This is a genomic window from Prauserella salsuginis (assembly GCF_024648885.1).
Lineage (GTDB): Bacteria > Actinomycetota > Actinomycetes > Mycobacteriales > Pseudonocardiaceae > Prauserella > Prauserella salsuginis.
The window spans coordinates 433,098-451,388 of the sequence record NZ_JANBBF010000010.1; the positions used below are offsets into that span (position 1 = coordinate 433,098).

Here is an 18,291-nt window from a genome sequence, read left to right on the forward strand (position 1 = left end):
CTCTGCTCGACATCCCACCGGGAGGCAGTGCCTGCGTGCGCGCCGCGTGCGTGAGCGCTGCCTCCCGGCTTCATGGGGCAAAGGCACCTATTCATGCTCAGGTTCACGGTGCGTCGGCTGCTACAGGCGGTTCCGACGCTGTTCGTACTGTCCATTTTGGTTTTCGCGTGGCTCCGGATGCTGCCCGGCGGGCCGGCGACGGCATTGCTGGGAGACAAGGCCACCCCGGAGCGGGTCGCGGCGATGAACGCCGTGCTGGGGCTGGACGATCCGATCTTCGTCCAGTACTTCCGCTTCCTCGGCCGCGTGCTCACCGGTGACTTCGGAAGTTCGCTGATCACCGGTGACCCGGTGATGGAGGAGGTCAGCTGGGCGTTCCCCGCGACATTGGAGCTGTCCGCCGCGGCGATGTTCCTCGCGGTGCTGTTCGGCATCCCGATGGGTTACATCGCGGCCCGGTTCCGCGGCAGGTTCCTCGACAACGCCACGGTCGTCACTACGCTCGTCGGCGTCGCGGTGCCGGTGTTCTTCCTCGGCTTCCTGCTCAAGTACATCTTCACGCAGGAGATGTCGTTGCTGCCGCCGTCCGGCAGGCAGGACGTGCTGATCGACGCCACCAGGATCACCGGCATCGCCACATTGGACGGACTGCTGACGGGCGAGTTCGACGCCACGTGGGATGCGATGCTGCATCTGATCCTGCCCTCGGTGGCGCTGGCGAGCATTCCGTTCGCGGTGATCGTGCGGATCACGCGCGCCTCGGTGCTGGACGTGCAGGGTGAGGACTTCGTCCGCACGGCGAACTCGAAGGGTCTGACGACGCAGATCGTGCGCAAGCGCCACGTGCTTCGGAACGCTCTGCTTCCCGTGTCGACGACGATCGGCCTGCAGACCGGCCTGCTCATGTCGGGTGCGGTGCTGACCGAGAAGGTGTTCGCCTGGGGCGGGCTCGGCACCCTGCTCGAACAGGCGATCCAGCAACGTGACTATCCGCGGCTGCAGGGGCTCATCCTGCTGTTCGCCACGGTCTTCGTGCTGGTCAACCTGCTGGTCGACATTTCGTACGCAATCATCGACCCGAGGGTGCGTGTGCGATGAGCATTCTTTCCACGCGGAAGGCCGACAAGATCGACTCGCTGGCCGAGGGTGGAACCAGCCTCGCCATGGACGCGCTCCGCCGGACGTTCCGCAGTCCGGTCGCGATCCTCGGTCTCGTCATCGTCGGCCTGTTCGTCATCCTGGCGATCATCTCGCCGTTCATCGCGCCGAAGGACCCGTATCGGCCCTATCCGGAGTTGCAGTCCGAGCTGACGCCGTCGAACATCCCGGGTCCGATGCCGGGCTTCCTGCTCGGCAGCGACCAGAACGGGTACGACTTCTTCTCCCGGCTGCTCGTCGGTGCGCAGCAGACCCTGTTCGTGGGTGTGTTCGCGACGCTGATCGGCGTCACCATCGGCATGATCATCGGTGGGCTCGCGGGCGCGTTCGGCGGCTGGGTCGACAGTCTGTTGATGCGACTCACCGACATCATGCTGTCGCTCCCCTCGCTGCTGCTGGCGATCTCGATCGCGGCATTGCTGCCGGGTAGTCAGTGGACGGTGATCATCGCGGTGGCGATGATCGGTGTTCCGGTGTTCGCACGATTACTGCGGGGCGCGATGATCGCCCAGCGGTCGAGCGACCACGTCCTCGCGGCGACGGCGCTCGGCGTCAAGCGGAAGACGATCGTGTTCCGGCACATGTTGCCGAACTCGATCGGCCCGGTGATCGTGCAGGCGACGCTCACGCTCGCGACCGCGATCATCGACGCGGCGGCGCTGTCGTTCCTCGGCCTCGGCGATTCCGACTGGCGGCGCGCGGAGTGGGGCCTGATGCTCGGCAACGCGCAGGAGCTGCTCAGCGTGAAACCGTCGCTGGCGTTCTTCCCCGCCATCGCGATCATCATCGTGGCGCTCGGCTTCACACTGCTCGGCGAGTCGATGCGGGAATCGCTCGACCCGAAGAACAGGCGGTAACTCACGTGGCACTACTGGACGTACGCGACCTGAGCGTCGTGTTCAAACGCAAGGGGACCCGCCCGTTCACCGCGGTCGACGGCGTGAGCTTCTCCGTCGAACCGGGGCAGACCGTGGGGCTCGTCGGGGAATCGGGCAGTGGCAAGTCCGTGACGTCGCTGGCGATCATGGGGCTGCTGCCCAAACGGGGTGCGGAGATCAGCGGCTCGGTGACCTTCGAAGACACCGAACTGCTGACGCTCTCCGACAAGCAGCTGCGCGATCGGCGTGGCCGGGACCTGGGCATGGTGTTCCAGGACCCGCTGTCGTCCCTGAACCCGGTGATCACCATCGGGTTGCAGATCACCGAGGTGCTCGAACGTCACCGCGGAATGTCGCGGAAGGAGGCACGGGTCGAGGCCGCCGAACTGCTGGACCGGGTCGGACTACCGGATCCGCAGCGGCGGATCGACGAGTACCCGCACCAGCTCTCCGGTGGCATGCGGCAGCGTGTGCTGATCGCGATCGCGCTGGCGTGCAGGCCGAAGCTGCTGATCGCCGACGAGCCGACGACCGCGCTGGACGTGACGATCCAGGCGCAGATCCTGTCGCTGCTGTCGGAACTGGTGTCCGAAACGGACACCGCGCTGATCATGATCACGCACGACCTCGGTGTCGTGGCGGGACTGTGCGACGACGTCAACGTCATGTACGGCGGCCGCATCGTCGAACAGGCGCAGCGGCACGACCTGTTCCAGCGGTCACGGCACCCTTACACGCACGGGTTGTTGCAGTCGATCCCGCGGCTCGACGCGCCGCGGGGTGAGCCGTTGACGCCGATCCGTGGCTCGGTTTCGGACAACATCGAATGGGAGCAGGGCTGCGCGTTCGCGCCGCGTTGTCCCAATGCGACGGACGTGTGCTGGAGCGAGCCGCCCGAGCTGAAGGCCGACGACGGCAGGATGCTGCGCTGTCACAACCCCGTCGCCATCGGCGATGCCGTAACGGAGGGAGCCCTGTGACCGACGAAACCGCCACGACGACGGACGTCACCGGCACCGAGACAGCAGCCACCGGCGCCACACCGGAAGACGGCGACGTCACCGGAGCGCAGGTCGCCGGCGCGGCCGGGCCCGACGACGGCACGTCCCGGTCCGGTGACGGTGCCGCGGGCGGCGACGACGTGCTCGTCACCGTCGAGGGCCTCGAGGTGCATTTCCCGATCAAGCGGGGAATCGTGCTGGAACGCACCGTCGGTTACGTCTACGCGGTCGACGGCGTCGACCTGACGATCCGGCGCGGCGAGACCTACGGCCTGGTCGGCGAGTCCGGTTGCGGCAAGACCACGCTGGGCCGCGGCCTGCTGCGGCTCGTCGAGCCCACCGGCGGGCGCGTCGTGTTCGACGACATCGACGTGTCGACGCTCAAGGGTGAGAGGCTGCGTAAGTCGCGCCGACGCATGCAGATGATCTTCCAGGACCCGCTGTCCAGTCTGGACCCGCGGCAGTCCGTGGAGTCGATCCTCATCGAGGGCATGCGCGCACACGGACTCGACTCCGGCAAGGAGTCGACGCGGGCCCGGCTCGTGGAACTCCTCGACTCCGTCGGTCTCCCGGAGAGCGCGCTGCACAAGTATCCGCACGAGTTCTCGGGCGGTCAGCGGCAGCGGATCGGTATCGCGCGGGCACTGGCCGTGGAACCGGACCTGATCGTGGCCGACGAGCCGGTGTCGGCACTGGACGTGTCGGTGCAGGCGCAGGTGCTGAACCTGTTGGAGGAGCTGCAGCAGCGACTCGGGCTGACGTACCTGGTGATCGCCCACGACCTGGCCGTGGTTCGGCACATCTCCGACCGGATCGGCGTGATGTACCTGGGCTCGCTCGTCGAAGAGGCGAGCTCCGACGAGATGTACGCCGAGCCGATGCACCCTTACACGAAGGCGTTGCTGTCGGCCGTTCCGGTGCCGGATCCGACAGTTGAGGACGAGCGGGAACAGATTCTGCTGACCGGCGACCTGCCGTCGCCCGCGAATCCGCCGACGGGCTGCCGGTTCCACACGCGTTGCCCGTGGAAACAGGAAACGCTGTGCGACACGGACCGGCCGCAGCTCCGCGACGTGGGCGGCGGCCACCGGGTCGCGTGCCATTACGCCGAGGACATCCTCGCGGGCAGGATCACCTCGCACGAAGTCGAACCCGAACTCGTCCACCCCGACTCGTGACCGGCGGCGGTGCCCCAAGGTGCCCTTGGGGCACCGCCGGCCCGACCCCTACCCCTCAAGGACACGCTGACGCGTGGCTGCGGTCAGCGCCCCGACGGTGCCTTTGGGGGCACGTGCGACACGCTCGGTTGCACCTCGCCGGGCTCTTCGGCATCGACGACGGGGTCGCGGTGTCGGCTTCGGCCTCGGATGAGCCGTGCGGTGGTGGAGCCGAGGAACACGCCGACCACGACGACGGCCGCGGCCGTGATCTCGACCGGGGTCGGCCGTTCGTCGAGCAGCACGAACGACAGCGTCATCCCGACCACCGGCACGAGTAGTGAGAACGGGGCGACGGAGCTGGCAGGGTTGCGGCGCATGAGTGTGGTCCAGATTCCGGAACCGAGGACGGTACCGAGCAGGACGATGTAGGCGAGTCCGGCCAGCGCGAGCCACGCCTCGTCCAGGGTCGCCAGCGACAGCCATTGGCGCTCGGGTCCCTCGAACACCAGCGACAACGCGAGCATGGGCAGTGGCGGCACCACGCTCATCCACAGCGTGAAGTGCAGCGGGTTGTCCGGCTTCGCCTGCCTGGAACACAGGTTGCCCGCAGCCCAGCTCAGCCCGCCCAGCAGCGTCAGGATCACCGGCAGCAGGGCGGCGTACTCGGCGCGCTGCCAGGCGATGGCGGCCATGCCGACGACGGCGAGTGCGATGCCCGCCAGCTGCCTGCGCGACAGCCGTTCCCGCAGCATCACCGCGCCGAGCAGCACCGTGAACGGCGCCGAGGACTGCAGCACCAGCGACGCGAGGCCCGTGGGCATTCCCGTGTACATGCCCACGAACAGGAACGCGAACTGGAACGTCCCGAAGCCGAGGCCGTAGCCGATCAGCCAGCGCGCCTTCACCTTGGGACGGGGGATCAGCAGCATCGTGGGGACGGCGATGACGAGAAACCGGATCGCGCCCGCGAACAGCGGTGGGAAGTGGGTCAGTACCGCGTGGATCGCCAGGAAGTTGCAACCCCAGATGACGGCGACGAACGCGGCGAGCAGTCGATCTCTCAGCGCCATGGCTCCAGCCTGCAGCCCCATGACTCTGTAGTCCAGCGAGAATATTTGCAGAAAGTATGTAGTTATGCTTCAATTTCCTCGTGGATGTGGGCAAGTTGAGGACGCTGCGGGAGTTCGCCGATCGGGGCAGTGTGTCGGAGGCCGCGAAAGCCCTGAGCTGCACGCCGTCGGCGGTGTCACAACAGCTGCGCGCACTGCAGGCCGAAGTCGGACTCGTCCTCACCGAGCCTGACGGCCGCGGACTGCGCCTCACCGACGCCGGAACCGCGCTCGTCGCGCGGGCCGACGACGTGCTCGGCGCGATCGACCGCGCGGAGGCCGAACTCGACACCTTCCGCAGCACCCCACGCGGACGTGTGCGGCTGGCGGTGTTCCCGTCGGCGGCCCTCGTGCTGCTGCCGGGACTGCTGCGACAGGTCGAGGCCGTCGACGGCCTCGACCTGGACGTCCGCGATGTCGACATGACGCCACCGGAAGTGCCGGGGCTCATGGCCGACTTCGACATCGTGGTGATGCACCGCGACGAGTACGCCCCGCCCGTCGCCTCCGAACGGCTCGAGGTCCTGCCACTGCTGCGGGAGCCCCTCGACGTGGCACTGCCCCCGGAGCATCCGCTCGCGGGCGCCGACCGCGTCGAGCTCGCAGACCTGGCCGCGGAGTCCTGGATCAGCGTCGACGTCGGATTCCCCGTCGACGACCTGCTGATGTCACTGGCCACCAGGACCGGTGTCCGGCCGCGGGTGGTGCAGCGGATCAACGACTTCCGGATCATCGAATCGCTCGTCGCCGCGGGCCACGGCATCGCGCTCCTGCCACGGTACACAGTGGACACGGCAAAGGTGCGGTGCAAACCGCTCGCCGGCATCAAGGCCGCCAGGCACGTCGAGGCCGTGATCCGCCCCGGTGCGCCGGATCGGCGTCCCGCGGTGCGCGCGGTCCTCGACGCGATCCGTGCCGAGGCCGCCCAGTTCGGCGAACCGGGTGCGTGAGGATCGTCTTCCGGAAGCCGCAACACGGGCCGTCGAGGTCAGCTGCGCGCCCGCGTGACTCCAGGATTAGCGGACGACCTCCCCGGAGCACGCGACACGGGCCAGAGAAGGCGCGTCGCTGAGAGGGGGCGGCGGGCGACCGGGCGGAAACGCGAACGCGGGGCGGGCATGTGCCCACCCCGCGTTCGCGGATTCCTCAGTGGTGCGCGGCCCCTCGGTGGGGCGCGTGGCCGATCAGCGGTGCGCGCGGTTGATCGCCGAGACGACGGCGCGCAGCGAGGACGTGACGATCGACGGGTCGATGCCGACACCCCAGTAGACGTTGTCGCCGATGCCGCACTCGATGTACGAGGCGGCGCGCGAGTCGTCACCCGGAGACATGGTGTGCTCGCTGTAGTCCATCAGCCGCACGTCGTAGCCCACGGTGGCCAGGCCGTCGAAGAACGCGGCGATCGGCCCGTTGCCACGGCCGTTGATCTCGCGCTCGTCGCCGTCGACCAGCACGGTCGCGTTCACCTCGTAGCCGTCCGACGTCGCGGCCACCTGTGCTTGCTCGAGCTTCAGCGGCGTGGTGGACTCCAGGTACTCGCGGGAGAAGGCCGTCCACATCGTGTCCGGGTCGACCTCGCCGCCCTCGGAGTCGGTGTAGTGCTGCACGACCTGCGAGAACTCCACCTGCAGGCGGCGCGGCAGGTCCAGCTGGTGCTCGCTCTTCATGATGTAGGCGATGCCGCCCTTGCCGGACTGCGAGTTGACGCGGATGACCGCCTCGTAGGTGCGCCCGACGTCCTTCGGATCGATCGGCAGGTACGGCACTTCCCACGGGAACTCGTCGACCGGGGTGCCCGCCTTCTCCGCCGCGGCCTCCAGTGCGGCGAAGCCCTTGTTGATCGCGTCCTGGTGACTGCCGGAGAACGCGGTGAAGACCAGGTCGCCGCCCCACGGGCTGCGCTCGTGCACGGGCAGCTGGTTGCAGTACTCGACGGTCCGCTTGATCTCGTCCATGTCGGAGAAGTCGATCTGCGGGTCGACGCCCTGGCTGAACAGGTTCATACCCAGCGCGACGAGGTCGACGTTGCCGGTGCGCTCGCCGTTGCCGAACAGGCAGCCCTCGATGCGGTCGGCGCCCGCCTGATAGCCCAGTTCGGCGGCGGCGATGCCGGTGCCGCGGTCGTTGTGCGGGTGCAGCGACAGGATGATCGAGTCGCGCTTGTCGAGGTTGCGGCCCATCCACTCGATCGAATCGGCGTAGACGTTGGGCGTGGCCATCTCGACGGTCGCGGGCAGGTTCATGATCGCGGGCCGTTCCGGCGTGGGCTGCCAGATGTCGGCCACGGCATTGCAGACCTCGACCGCGTACGACAGCTCCGTACCGGTGTACGACTCGGGCGAGTACTGGAAGCGGAACTCGGTGTCGGAGTACTTGTTCGCGTACTCGGCGGCCAGCTCGGCGCCCTGCAGCGCGATCTTCTTGATGCCCTCGCGCTCCTCGCGGAACACCACGCGGCGCTGCAGGATCGACGTCGAGTTGTAGATGTGCACGATCGCGCGCGGCGCACCTTCGAGGGCCTGGAAAGTGCGCTCGATCAGCTCGGGGCGGCACTGCGTCAGGACCTGGATGTGGACGTCGTCGGGGATCGCGCCGTCGGCGATGATCTCGCGCACGAAGTCGAAGTCGGTCTGGCTGGCCGCGGGGAAACCGACCTCGATCTCCTTGTAGCCCATCCGCACGAGCAGGTCGAAGAACTTGCGCTTGCGGGCGGGCGACATCGGGTCGATCAGTGCCTGGTTGCCGTCGCGCAGATCGACCGCGCACCACAGCGGGGCGCGGTCGATGCGGTTGTCCGGCCAGGTGCGGTCGGGCAGCCGGATGTCCTCGACCAGCCGGTGCCACGGTTCGTAGCGGTGGTACGGCATGGACGAGCCACGCTGGAAGTTCCACACGGCCTGGTCGGCGGGCGCCGGACGCGACGGCTTACGGATGTGGCTACTGGAAGAAGGTACTTCGGAGATTCCGCTCTCGGGCGTACTCATGGTGCTGAATGCTCCTGCTCGCTGCTGAAAGGGCCTCGGTCTTCAGACCGGCACGACGAAACCCCGCGACGAGGAGCCGGTCCGATCAGGCCCCGTCGCGGCAGCGAAGCAGAAGTGCGCGTGCCACGAGAGCGAGGCTAACCCAACGACGGGCCCATTGGCGAGAGTGGGTCCCGACACCGAAATGTTACGGCGCAACATCGTTGCAGGTTACTGGCCCGTAGCAATCGGCCATGCGACGTGTCAGACTGCGGTCATGGGTGAGCACACGGAGAAGAACGCGCAGGGTAGCGCGGGTGGTGGCGCCGACACGGAGGCCACTCAGGTGCATCAGCCGCCGGCTCCCGAAACGACGTCCGGCGGCAGCGGTGCGCCGCAGGCGGCGACGCAGAACGGCACCCCCGACGCGGCGAACGGGAAGGCGGCCGGCCAGACCGGCGGTTCGCGGCGTGCGCAGCGTGAGGCGAAGGAGCCGTCGGTCGACTGGACGGCGGTCCGCGAACGGGGCGTCGGCCTGCTCGCAGGGATCGTCCGGTGGGTCGGCCTCGCGTTCGCGCTGATCCTGGTGCTCCACGTCGTCTTCGTGATCGGCGAGGCGAACCCCGGAAACGGCATCGTGCAGTGGGTGGCCGACACCTCGGAGAACCTCGCGGTCGGGTTCCACGACCTGTTCCAGCCCGCGGATCCGAAACTGCTGGTTCTGATCAACTACGGCATCGCCGCGATCTTCTGGCTCGTCGTGTCGTCGATCGTGGCGAAGGTGATCCGCCGCGTCGGTGGCGGCGCCTGAGCGGTGCCGGCGCCCCCAAGGGCACATTGGTCGCACTCAACGCGCCCTTTCTTCCCCTCGCACTCCGTGAAGAGGCACGGGTTGCGCTCGCTGTTGCGCCATGATCAGGGGAGGATTCGTCGCGCCCAACGCGACCAGGGTGCCCTTGGGGGCGCTCACGCCGGCACTGAGCGCAACCGCAGCGTCACCGCAGGGGCTCGCCCCACGTTCCGGCGTAGGCGATCTCCGAGAGCGGCAGGCGGGAGCGCGGGGCCCGCTCCCGCTCGACGTCCCGCGGTTCCCCGAGTACCTCCGCGTCGGCCTGGACCCCGACGGCGATCGCCACCAGCGGTTCCACGTCGGCGGGTACGTCGAAGTCCCGTCGCACCTGCTCCGCGTCGAAGCCCGCCATCTGATGCGCGGCCAGGCCCTCGGCCACGGCCTGCAGCGCCAGGTTCTCCGCCGCGAGCCCGACGCCGTACTCGGCGTACGGCACGTCTCCCTTGGCGTTGCGCCGCACCGCCGACCCGATCAGCAGCGCACCCGCCCGGTGGGCCCACGCCCGATTCCGCTCCGTCAACGCTGCCAGCACGCGCGCGTAGGTCTCGTCACCACGGAGGCCGACGAGGAACCGCGCGGGCTGGGTGTTGCCGAACGAGGGCGCCCAGCGGGCCGCCTCGAGGAGCCTGCGAATCTGCTCCGATGTGACGTCGCTCATTGCGTCGAGGGCCCGGGGGCTTCTCCGCAGGGTGATCAGCGAGTGCACGCCGACGGCCGTTTCCTGTTGTCCGCCACCCATTCCGCACCTCCATGGGCCCGGAAACCAGCAGCTCGGCGGCGTGCGAGGAGTCACAAGGCCGAATGGCATCCGGGTGAACGATCGGTACCCTGGTCCCGACGATACGGAGCGTGCGCACCTTTGCGACAAGGCCGCCGAGCGGGCGCCGCTCCTTCGAGGAGGTTCGGCCAAAGTGGCGCTCATAGTCCAGAAGTACGGCGGTTCGTCGCTGGAGAGCGCAGACCGGATCAAGCGTGTCGCCGAGCGCATCGTTGCCACGAAGAAGGCAGGCAACGAGGTGGTCGTCGTGTGCTCCGCGATGGGGGACACGACCGACGAGCTGCTCGACCTCGCGGAGCAGGTGAATCCCGTCCCGCCGGAGCGCGAGATGGACATGCTGCTGACCGCGGGCGAGCGGATCTCGAACGCGCTTGTCGCGATGGCGATCTCGGCGCAGGGCGCCGAGGCGTGGTCGTTCACCGGCTCGCAGGCGGGCGTCGTGACGACGTCCGTGCACGGAAACGCCCGCATCATCGACGTCACGCCGGGGCGCGTGACCGAGGCACTCGACCAGGGCTACATCGCACTGGTTGCGGGTTTTCAGGGCGTTGCGCAGGACACCAAGGACATCACCACGCTGGGCCGTGGCGGATCGGACACGACGGCCGTCGCGCTCGCCGCGGCGCTCGAGGCCGACGCGTGCGAGATCTATTCCGATGTGGACGGTGTGTACACCGCGGACCCGCGGATCGTGCCGGATGCCCGCAAGCTCGACACGGTGCCGTACGAGGAGATGCTCGAGCTCGCGGCGAGCGGCTCGAAGATCCTGCACCTGCGCTCGGTCGAGTACGCCAGGCGGTACGGCGTGCCGATCCGGGTTCGCTCGTCCTACAGCGACAAGCCGGGCACAACGGTGGCCGGCTCGATTGAGGAGATCCCCGTGGAACAGGCGTTGATCACCGGTGTGGCGCACGACCGGTCCGAAGCGAAGATCACGGTCACCGGGGTCCCGGACCATGCGGGCGCAGCGGGCAGCATCTTCCGCGCGGTCGCGGACGCCGAGATCGACATCGACATGGTGCTGCAGAACGTGTCCAACACCCAGGGCCGCACCGACATCACCTTCACCCTGTCGAAGGCGAACGGGCCGAGCGCGGTGAGCGAGCTCGAGGCGCTCAAGGAGCAGATCGGCTTCTCGGCAGTGCTCTACGACGATCACGTCGGCAAGGTGTCGCTCGTCGGCGCGGGCATGCGCTCGCACCCGGGTGTCACGGCGACGTTCTGCGAGGCGCTGGCCCACGCCGGTGTCAACATCGAGATCATCAACACCTCCGAGATCCGCATCTCCGTACTGATCCGCGACGAGCAGGTCGACGACGCGGTGCGTGCGATCCACGAGGCGTTCGAACTCGGCGGCGACGAAGAGGCCGTCGTCTACGCGGGGAGTGGTCGCTGATGGCTGGAGGTCTGCGAGTAGGCGTGGTCGGTGCGACCGGCCAGGTCGGCGGTGTGATGCGGCAGCTGCTGGAGGACCGCAAGTTCCCCCTGTCCGAGCTGCGGCTGTTCGCCTCGGCCCGGTCTGCCGGTTCGACGCTGTCGTGGGGCGGCAAGGACATCGAGGTGGAGGACGCGGCCACGGCCGATCCCTCCGGGTTGGACATCGCCCTGTTCTCGGCGGGTGGTTCGACGTCGAAGGCGCAGGCGCAGCGGTTCGCCGAGGCGGGCGCGACGGTGATCGACAACTCGTCGGCGTGGCGGCTCGACCCGGACGTCCCGCTCGTGGTCAGCGAGGTAAACCCCGACGCGATCGGCCACGCGCGCAAGGGGATCATCGCCAACCCCAACTGCACGACGATGGCCGCGATGCCGGTTCTCAAGCCGCTGCACGACGAGGCCGGGCTGACGCGCCTGATCGCCAGCACCTATCAGGCGGTGTCGGGCAGCGGGCTCGGCGGCGTCGAGGAGCTGGCGAGCCAGGTCGAAGCCGCGGGGACGAAGGCGAAGGAGCTGACCCACGACGGGTCGGCCGTCGACTTCCCCTCGCCGGACAAGTACGTCGCGCCGATCGCGTTCAACGTGCTGGCCATGGCCGGGTCCATTGTGGATGACGGCACGTTCGAGACGGACGAGGAACAGAAGCTGCGCAACGAGAGCCGCAAGATCCTGGACATTCCGGGGCTCGCGGTGTCGGGGACGTGCGTGCGCGTTCCGGTGTTCACCGGTCACTCGATCTCGGTGAACGCCGAGTTCGCGTCGCCGATCTCCGTGGCGCGGGCGCAGGAGTTGCTGTCCGGGGCTCCGGGGGTGCAGCTGGTCGACGTGCCGACGCCGCTCGCGGCCGCGGGCAAGGACCCGAGTTTCGTGGGCCGCATCCGCGCCGACCAGGGCGTGCCGGACGGCCGCGGGCTGACGCTGTTCCTGGCGAACGACAACCTGCGCAAGGGCGCGGCGCTCAACGCGGTGCAGATCGCGGAGCTGGTCGCCGACCGCATCGCGAAGTAGTAGACGCAGCGAAGTCAGGGAAAACAGCGAAGCAGTAGACGCAGCGAACCGGGCGCTGAAAGCCCGGAACGGGCGTTCTCCGCCGGATCGTGCCGGCATGACGAAAACCGCGAAGGTTCAGGCCTTCGCGGTTTTCGCTTTTCGGAACCCGTTCTCCTCGTCGCCGGTGACGCGTGTCTCTGATAGTTGTAGATGCTAAGCAATCGCGGTATGCCTGGTAGTGGAGTGATCACGTGCGGTAAAAGGGGTGCGGACATGGTGTACGAGCTGCGGGACTGGGACATCGTCTCCGGTGTGGGCATCACCGCTCTCGGCGTGGCTGCCGCCAGGGCCGTCGAGACAAGCCGGACCGATGCGCTCGTCCGGGACCCCTACGCGGCCGAGTTCGTTCGCGCCGCTGAATCGCCGATCCCCATGCCGACCCGCGCCGAGGACGTGGCCGACGACGATCACCGGTGGTCGCTGATGTCGGTCTTCCTGGGGCTGCGCTCGCGGTATCTCGACGAGTATCTGCTCGGTTCCCACGAGTCGGCCGGTGCATCGGCGGGTGCGCGCCAGGTCGTGTTGCTCGCCGCCGGACTGGACAGCCGCGCCTTCCGCCTGCACTGGCCGGAGGGCGCCACGGTGTACGAGGTGGACCAGCCGCGGGTGCTGCAGTTCAAGGACGCGGTGCTCGACCACGGCGGTGCCGAACCGGCATGCGAGCGCCGTGGCGTCCCGATCGATCTGCGGGACGACTGGGCGGCGGCGTTGGCCGGCAGCGGTTTCGACCCGGCGGCGCCCACCAGCTGGCTCGCCGAGGGGCTCATGCCCTACCTTCCCGCGGACGCGGCGGAGCGGCTGCTGACGACCGTGCACGAGCTGTCCGCGCCGGGCAGCACGATCGCGGTGGAGTACATGCCGGGCGTGGGCTCGGCTCTCGCGGATTCCTCGGCCGCGTCACTGTCGGCCGGACTGGGGATCGACCTCGCCTCGCTGCTGTCGGACGCCGACTACGACCCGAACGCCCGCCTGTCCGAGCTGGGATGGGCGGTCGACGAGGTAACGGTGGCGCAGCTGGCCGAGCGGTACGGCCGGACCTTCGACGACGAGGAGGTCGCGGAGCTCGCCGGCAGGGGGAGGTATCTGACGGCGCGCAAGCACTAGCCTTCCCGTCCACAGTCGATCACGGCAAGGTGGCCTTGCCGGTAGGTTGTCGAGCCATGTGGAAACGGACGGCGCCGGTCGCCGCGCTGGGGATGTTGTTGCTCGCAGGATGTTCCGAGGTTTCGGAGATCAGTAAGTCCGTGGACGGGGCTGCGGACAAGGCGAGCGTCTGTGGTCAGGCGCTCGGGATCGTCGACCTCAACCCCAACGTCGACCCGCAGCAGGTCCAGTCCGAAGCGGCGGACAAGGCACAGCAGCTGCGTGACCTGGCCGGACAGGCGGCCGACCAGGACCTCCAGCAGAACCTGACCGCGTTGGCCGACGGCTACGTCGAGCTCGAACAGCAACGAGCCGACCGGATCGGTGACTTCAACCAGTGGCTGCAGCAGAACCTGTCCAAGCTCGAGAGTCTCCGCCAGGCCTGTATGTGACCGGTGACGCCCGCCGCGGGCGGCCGGGTGGCCCGGTCGCCCGCGGCGGGCGTCACGCGGGCTGCGGGGCGGTGCGGTCCGCGGTGCCGCGACGGGAAAGGGCCGCACCGGCGGCGGCGAACGCCAGCCCACCCGCACCCGCCGCGACGAAACCCATGCCCGGCGACGTGTGGTCCATGACGAACCCGACGACCGGACTGCCGAGCGCGAGCCCGATGCGGGTCGCCGAGTCCTGCACTCCCATCGCTTCGCCGCGCACCGCGGGCGGGGCCAGCTGGGAGACTCGTTCCGTCGTGGCCGCGAGAGTCGGCGCGCACACGAGGTTCGACGGCACCAGCACCAACGCCAGCAGCCACCACGGCTGCGTCGCGAGTGCCGCGGGGATCGTCAGCGCGGCCAGCGTGACCATCAGCGTCAGCTGGGAGGCCGAGCGTCGGGCGACCCCGTGCACGATCCCGCCCACCAGCGACGCCAGGCACATCACGGCGATCACGACGCCGGCCGCGCCTACCTCCCCGGATTCGCGGAGGGCCGCCAGCGCGGCCAGTTCGGCGCCGACGAGTACGAACAGCGCGCCCGTCGCGACGAGCAATGTCGCGACCAGGTGCCTGCCGAGCCACGATGTCAGCGGTGGACGGACCGCGGCGCGGGACCGTCCCGCTTCGTCCGGTGTCCGCACCGGCGGATTCACGGCGTACAGCGCGCATCCGCACGTGCCGAAGAGCACGCCGATCGCGGTCAGCGCGGCCGTCGACGAGACCTGTGTGGTGACGAGGATTCCCAGCGCGGGGCCCGTCATGAACGTCAGCTCGACGAGCACCGAGTCGAGCGAGTAGGCGGTGCGGCGCTGTCCGGCGGGGACGAGCGCGGCGATCACCTGCCGCGCGATCGGGCCCGCGGGGATGAGGAGCGCACCGGCGGGCAGCGCCGCGACGAGCAGCACCGCGTACGGCAGGTGGGGTGCGCTGATCCAGAATGTCGCCGACGTCGTGCCGCACACCGCGACGACGGGACGCAGTCCGTAACGGTCGATCATGCGGCCCAGCAGCGGGGCCGCGAGTGCCGTGCCCGCGGTGGTGGCCGTGCCGACGAGGCCGGCGGCGCCGTAGCCGTGGCCGAGTGTGCCGACGACGTGCAGCGTCAGCGTGACGCCCGTGGCGGTCATGGGGAGCCGGGCGAGTACGGCGACGAGCGTCGACGTAGCCATGCGAGGAATGCGAAGAATGTGCAGGTAAGGCGTCAGCGGCACATCCGCGACGTAACAGCATCCCGGTACGGTCGTGCAACTTCTTTCGGGCACGTCACATGTGGGGTGCGGGTGACGCGCCGGAGGGTGAACCCGGAGGGCCGGACCGTGAAACGGCTACGTCGAGGGACGGCAGTGGGAGCTGTGGTGGACGCTGCGACCGCAGTGTGACGCCCGGATCGCTCGTCTCGGTACTTGTCGTACCGGCAACCGGGTGAAGGCCATAGCCCTGACGGCCCAGTGTGCGAGGGATCGCAGGCACTCGCAGTGACGCCATCACGCCACGGGATCAGGTGATTGCACGGTGTACACGGCGAGGCCGGTTGGTACGGCTGGACGTGTTCGTTGCTCTCCCACGCCAGGAGGTTGGCAGTCATGAAGTCCGGATTCGCTCGCACGGTCGCCGCGGTGCTGTCAGGGGCCGCGCTCGCGGTCTCCACATCGGGGATCGCGACGGCCGCGAGCATCAGCGACGACGGCAGCGGCTCGGTCACCACGCAGTCCTCCGCACATCGCCTGCTGGACCTGCGGGACCAGCTCACCGACCGGGCCTACTCCGGTGACGTGCAGGGCACGAAGGCCACTCTCACCGATATCGACCCGGTGCTCGAGCGGCTCGCCGCGACACCGGCCCAACGGAAGGCGGCAAGCGACGCGAAGAAGGCGTTGACGCAGAACGAGAAGGTGCAGGACGTGCTCGCGGACCCGCAGGCGCAGCCGCGTGCGTACACGGCCGACGCCGAGATGAGGCAGTTGCCCGCGCTGCCGGACCCGCTGGCGGCGGTGAACGGTCTGTTGCAGTCGCTGCTCGCGACGGTGCAGGGGCTGCTGTCCGGGCTGCTCGGGCCGGTGCCGATGCCGGAGGTGCCCGAGGTTCCCGACGCACCGGATGCCCCTGAGGTGCCGGACGTCCCCGCCCCGTGACCCACAGACGTTGAATGCCCCCAAGGTCAGCCTTGGGGGCATTCAACGCGCGTCCTTGAGGGGTGGTGGCCGGGAACGGCCGCCCCTCCGCACCGTGACGGGCAGCCGTGTGGAGAGTTCCCACCCGGGGCGAGTTTGGTGGCTGACGAGAGGCGCCGGTCCTGCTACCGGGTGTATCCCGACAGGCCCATGCGGAGGGCCCCTGCGGCCTCGACGGTCGCCTCGCGGAACCGGGTGCCCACGCCGGTGAAGTTGGCGAACCCGTGGATCAGGTCCTCCTGCCTGCTGAGGCCGACGGGAACGCCCGCTTCGGCGAGCTTTGCGGCGTACGCCTCGCCTTCGTCTCGCAGCGGGTCGAACCCGGCCGTGGCGATGTAGGCGGGCGGCAGGCCCGTGTGGTCGTCGGCCAGCAGTGGTGACAGCAACGGGTCGGCGCGGTCGACGCCTGCGGGTGCGTACTGGTCGAGGAACCACGTCATGTGCTCGTCGGTGAGGAAGAACCCGTTGCCGAACAGTTCTCGCGAGCGGCGCGTGGTCGTCGAGTCCACCGCCGGGTAGAGCAGCAGCTGGAACGCGGGTGCCGGGCCGCCGCGCCGGGTGGCGGCCAGCGCGGTCACCGCTGCGAGGTTGCCGCCCGCGCTGTCCCCGCCGACGGCGATGCGGTCGGCGTCGGCTCCCAGGTCGGCGGCCTTCGCGTGCGCGTAGTCGAAGGCCGTGAGCGCGTCCTGCTGCGCCGCGGGGAACGGATGCTCGGGTGCGAGGCGGTACTCGATCGACAGCACCCGCACGCCGGCCTGCTTGGCGAGCAGCCTCGCCGTGTTGTCGTGACTGTCGCGGGTGCCGATGACGAAGCCGCCGCCGTGGTAGAAGACCAGCAGCGGCGAGCCGTCGGCCAGGCCCTGCGGGGTGTACAGCCGGGCCGCGATGTCGCCGTGGTCGGCGGGAATCAACAGTTCGCGGGTCGCGACCGGCTGGATCGGCGTACCGCTCACCAGGTGGCGCGCAGCGTCCAGCGCCGCGCGCGAACTGCCGACGTCGAAGTTCGAATCCACCAGTGACGTCCCGGACAGCTGTTGCATCCGCAGCAGCAACTGCGCGTCCAGTGCGAGCTCCTGGCCGTCCCGCTGCACCGGTTTGCCCGCGATCAGCCGCCGCAACGGCGAGGGCAGTGCGTAGATCGTTTTCATGGCGGCGGCCTGGGCCCGGATCTGAGGTGGAATCGCCATCGGTGGTGCCTTCCCGTCGACTCTGACTGCGACTCGAGGTTACTCCCGAGTAGGCGAGGCGGCCAGTCCTCGGCACCCGTGTTCCGCTCCCGTGACCGCATTCCGTACCTGCGATGATGTCGTCGCGAGGACCTCCGGCCGGGGTCGCGCCGTCACATGCGTCGAGATGTGACGGATATCGTCTCGATGCCGCCGTAGTGGACCTCGACCATGGTCGAGCGCTTAGCCTCGAAGCTGTGACTTCTACAGGCGCGACTTCTACAGGCGCGACTTCTACAGGCGCGACTTCTACGGGCGCGACTTCTGCAAGTGCGGTCAAGGTGCTCGGTATCGGCGGCTCGCTGCGGGACGGTTCACAGACCGAACGGGCGCTGCGGGTCGCACTCGCCGGTGCGGCCGACGCGGGTGCCGAAACGTCCGCCATCTGCGGTCAGGCCCTGGACCTGCCGTTCTACGACGCGGTATCGGTCGAGCGCACGCCACGCGCGAGCGAACTCGTCGAGGCCGTTCGCGAAGCCGACGGGCTCATCGTCGTCTCGCCCGGGTATCACGGCGCACTGTCCGGTCTGATCAAGAACGCGCTCGACTACCTCGAGGACCTGCGCGCCGACCGGCGTCCCTACCTCGACGGCCGCGCCGTGGGCGTGGTCGGTGTCGCCTACGGCTGGCAGGCTGCCGTCACCACGCTCGACCAGTTGCGCACCATCACGCACGCCCTCCGCGGCTGGCCCACACCACTCGGTGGCGCGGTCAACACCGGTGAGGTCAAGTTCGACGCCCAGGGCGGTGTGTCGGAGGAGAAGGTCGAGCACACGCTGCGGCTCATCGGAAGCCAGGTCACGGAGTTCGCCCAGCGCCGGGCATGACGGCGGCCGGGTTTGGGGCCCCGGCAACGCGGTAATCCCCGAGTCGCGTCGGCCCGGCGCGCGTCGCATGCTGCCCGCGGCACGCGGCGTTCCGAGTACTCGAGCGCTTGCAG

The 18,291-nt window shown here is 69.0% G+C and carries 16 protein-coding genes and 1 pseudogene; 12 read left to right on the plus strand and 5 right to left on the minus strand.

The window, feature by feature from the left end:
- Positions 1-93: 93 nt before the first annotated feature.
- The 4 genes from LY40_RS13275 (at position 94) to LY40_RS13290 (ending at position 4,215) form a co-directional block, all read left to right on the plus strand.
- Positions 94-1,098 (plus strand): ABC transporter permease, encoded by a 1,005-nt coding sequence (locus tag LY40_RS13275; protein WP_183782165.1) that lies wholly within the window; start codon positions 94-96, stop codon positions 1,096-1,098.
- On the plus strand, positions 1,095-2,015 hold the full coding sequence (locus tag LY40_RS13280; protein WP_183782167.1) for an ABC transporter permease: 921 nt from the start codon (positions 1,095-1,097) through the stop codon (positions 2,013-2,015). Before LY40_RS13275 ends, LY40_RS13280 begins: the two co-directional genes overlap by 4 nt.
- Before the next feature lie 5 nt (positions 2,016-2,020).
- Positions 2,021-3,016, plus strand: a complete 996-nt coding sequence (locus LY40_RS13285; RefSeq protein WP_183782170.1) for an ABC transporter ATP-binding protein — start codon at positions 2,021-2,023, stop codon at positions 3,014-3,016.
- A 161-nt stretch (positions 3,017-3,177) separates the two neighbouring features.
- Positions 3,178-4,215 carry an ABC transporter ATP-binding protein gene (locus tag LY40_RS13290; RefSeq protein WP_183785305.1) on the plus strand — a complete coding sequence of 346 codons (1,038 nt, stop codon included), beginning with the start codon at positions 3,178-3,180 and terminating at the stop codon, positions 4,213-4,215.
- A gap of 83 nt (positions 4,216-4,298) precedes the next feature.
- Here the strand turns inward: LY40_RS13290 and LY40_RS13295 are convergent, their stop codons facing one another.
- Positions 4,299-5,267 (minus strand): EamA family transporter, encoded by a 969-nt coding sequence (locus tag LY40_RS13295; protein ID WP_183782173.1) that lies wholly within the window; start codon positions 5,265-5,267, stop codon positions 4,299-4,301.
- 80 nt (positions 5,268-5,347) lie between these two features.
- On the opposite strand from LY40_RS13295, the gene LY40_RS13300 reads away from it, so the two are divergent.
- Complete coding sequence (locus LY40_RS13300) at positions 5,348-6,256, plus strand: LysR family transcriptional regulator (protein WP_258937032.1); 909 nt, start codon at positions 5,348-5,350, stop codon at positions 6,254-6,256.
- Between the two features lie 234 nt (positions 6,257-6,490).
- Here LY40_RS13300 and leuA read toward each other — a convergent pair whose 3' ends face one another.
- Complete coding sequence (gene leuA / locus LY40_RS13305) at positions 6,491-8,290, minus strand: 2-isopropylmalate synthase (RefSeq protein ID WP_258937033.1); 1,800 nt, start codon at positions 8,288-8,290, stop codon at positions 6,491-6,493.
- Between the two features lie 472 nt (positions 8,291-8,762).
- Here leuA and LY40_RS13310 point away from each other — a divergent pair.
- Positions 8,763-9,080: pseudogene (locus tag LY40_RS13310) on the plus strand (hypothetical protein); the annotation flags it as partial.
- A 184-nt stretch (positions 9,081-9,264) separates the two neighbouring features.
- Here LY40_RS13310 and LY40_RS13315 read toward each other — a convergent pair.
- Positions 9,265-9,858, minus strand: a complete 594-nt coding sequence (locus tag LY40_RS13315) for a nitroreductase family protein (RefSeq protein WP_258937034.1) — start codon at positions 9,856-9,858, stop codon at positions 9,265-9,267.
- 172 nt (positions 9,859-10,030) lie between these two features.
- On the opposite strand from LY40_RS13315, the gene LY40_RS13320 reads away from it, so the two are divergent.
- From LY40_RS13320 to LY40_RS13335, 4 genes are all read left to right on the plus strand, one after another.
- Complete coding sequence (locus tag LY40_RS13320) at positions 10,031-11,293, plus strand: aspartate kinase (RefSeq protein WP_183782185.1); 1,263 nt, start codon at positions 10,031-10,033, stop codon at positions 11,291-11,293.
- Entirely contained in the window at positions 11,293-12,339 is a 1,047-nt protein-coding gene (locus tag LY40_RS13325) for an aspartate-semialdehyde dehydrogenase (RefSeq protein WP_258937035.1), read from the plus strand. Before LY40_RS13320 ends, LY40_RS13325 begins: the two co-directional genes overlap by 1 nt.
- Before the next feature lie 255 nt (positions 12,340-12,594).
- Entirely contained in the window at positions 12,595-13,485 is an 891-nt protein-coding gene (locus LY40_RS13330; RefSeq protein ID WP_258937036.1) for an SAM-dependent methyltransferase, read from the plus strand.
- Positions 13,486-13,541: 56 nt separating this feature from the next.
- Entirely contained in the window at positions 13,542-13,916 is a 375-nt protein-coding gene (locus tag LY40_RS13335) for a DUF8711 family protein (protein WP_183782194.1), read from the plus strand.
- Between the two features lie 52 nt (positions 13,917-13,968).
- Here LY40_RS13335 and LY40_RS13340 read toward each other — a convergent pair whose 3' ends face one another.
- Entirely contained in the window at positions 13,969-15,165 is a 1,197-nt protein-coding gene (locus LY40_RS13340; protein ID WP_183782197.1) for an MFS transporter, read from the minus strand.
- A gap of 372 nt (positions 15,166-15,537) precedes the next feature.
- Between LY40_RS13340 and LY40_RS13345 the strand changes: the two genes are divergently transcribed.
- Positions 15,538-16,086 (plus strand): hypothetical protein, encoded by a 549-nt coding sequence (locus LY40_RS13345; protein WP_183782200.1) that lies wholly within the window; start codon positions 15,538-15,540, stop codon positions 16,084-16,086.
- A 164-nt stretch (positions 16,087-16,250) separates the two neighbouring features.
- Here the strand turns inward: LY40_RS13345 and LY40_RS13350 are convergent, their stop codons facing one another.
- Positions 16,251-17,312, minus strand: coding sequence for an alpha/beta hydrolase (locus LY40_RS13350; protein ID WP_258937037.1), 1,062 nt, complete (start codon positions 17,310-17,312; stop codon positions 16,251-16,253).
- A 320-nt stretch (positions 17,313-17,632) separates the two neighbouring features.
- On the opposite strand from LY40_RS13350, the gene LY40_RS13355 reads away from it, so the two are divergent.
- Positions 17,633-18,178, plus strand: coding sequence for an NADPH-dependent FMN reductase (locus LY40_RS13355; protein ID WP_258937038.1), 546 nt, complete (start codon positions 17,633-17,635; stop codon positions 18,176-18,178).
- Positions 18,179-18,291 lie beyond the last annotated feature (113 nt).

Bases quoted from the DNA above. Each gene is read 5' to 3' on its own strand.
- LY40_RS13275 (WP_183782165.1), top strand. From the start codon at position 94: ATGCTCAGGTTCACGGTGCGTCGGCTGCTACAGGCGGTTCCGACGCTG.
- LY40_RS13280 (WP_183782167.1), top strand. From the start codon at position 1,095: ATGAGCATTCTTTCCACGCGGAAGGCCGACAAGATCGACTCGCTGGCC.
- LY40_RS13295 (WP_183782173.1), bottom strand. From the start codon at position 5,267: ATGGCGCTGAGAGATCGACTGCTCGCCGCGTTCGTCGCCGTCATCTGG.
- leuA (WP_258937033.1), bottom strand. From the start codon at position 8,290: ATGAGTACGCCCGAGAGCGGAATCTCCGAAGTACCTTCTTCCAGTAGC.
- LY40_RS13315 (WP_258937034.1), bottom strand. From the start codon at position 9,858: ATGGGTGGCGGACAACAGGAAACGGCCGTCGGCGTGCACTCGCTGATC.
- LY40_RS13325 (WP_258937035.1), top strand. From the start codon at position 11,293: ATGGCTGGAGGTCTGCGAGTAGGCGTGGTCGGTGCGACCGGCCAGGTC.
- LY40_RS13330 (WP_258937036.1), top strand. From the start codon at position 12,595: ATGGTGTACGAGCTGCGGGACTGGGACATCGTCTCCGGTGTGGGCATC.
- LY40_RS13335 (WP_183782194.1), top strand. From the start codon at position 13,542: ATGTGGAAACGGACGGCGCCGGTCGCCGCGCTGGGGATGTTGTTGCTC.
- LY40_RS13345 (WP_183782200.1), top strand. From the start codon at position 15,538: ATGAAGTCCGGATTCGCTCGCACGGTCGCCGCGGTGCTGTCAGGGGCC.
- LY40_RS13350 (WP_258937037.1), bottom strand. From the start codon at position 17,312: ATGGCGATTCCACCTCAGATCCGGGCCCAGGCCGCCGCCATGAAAACG.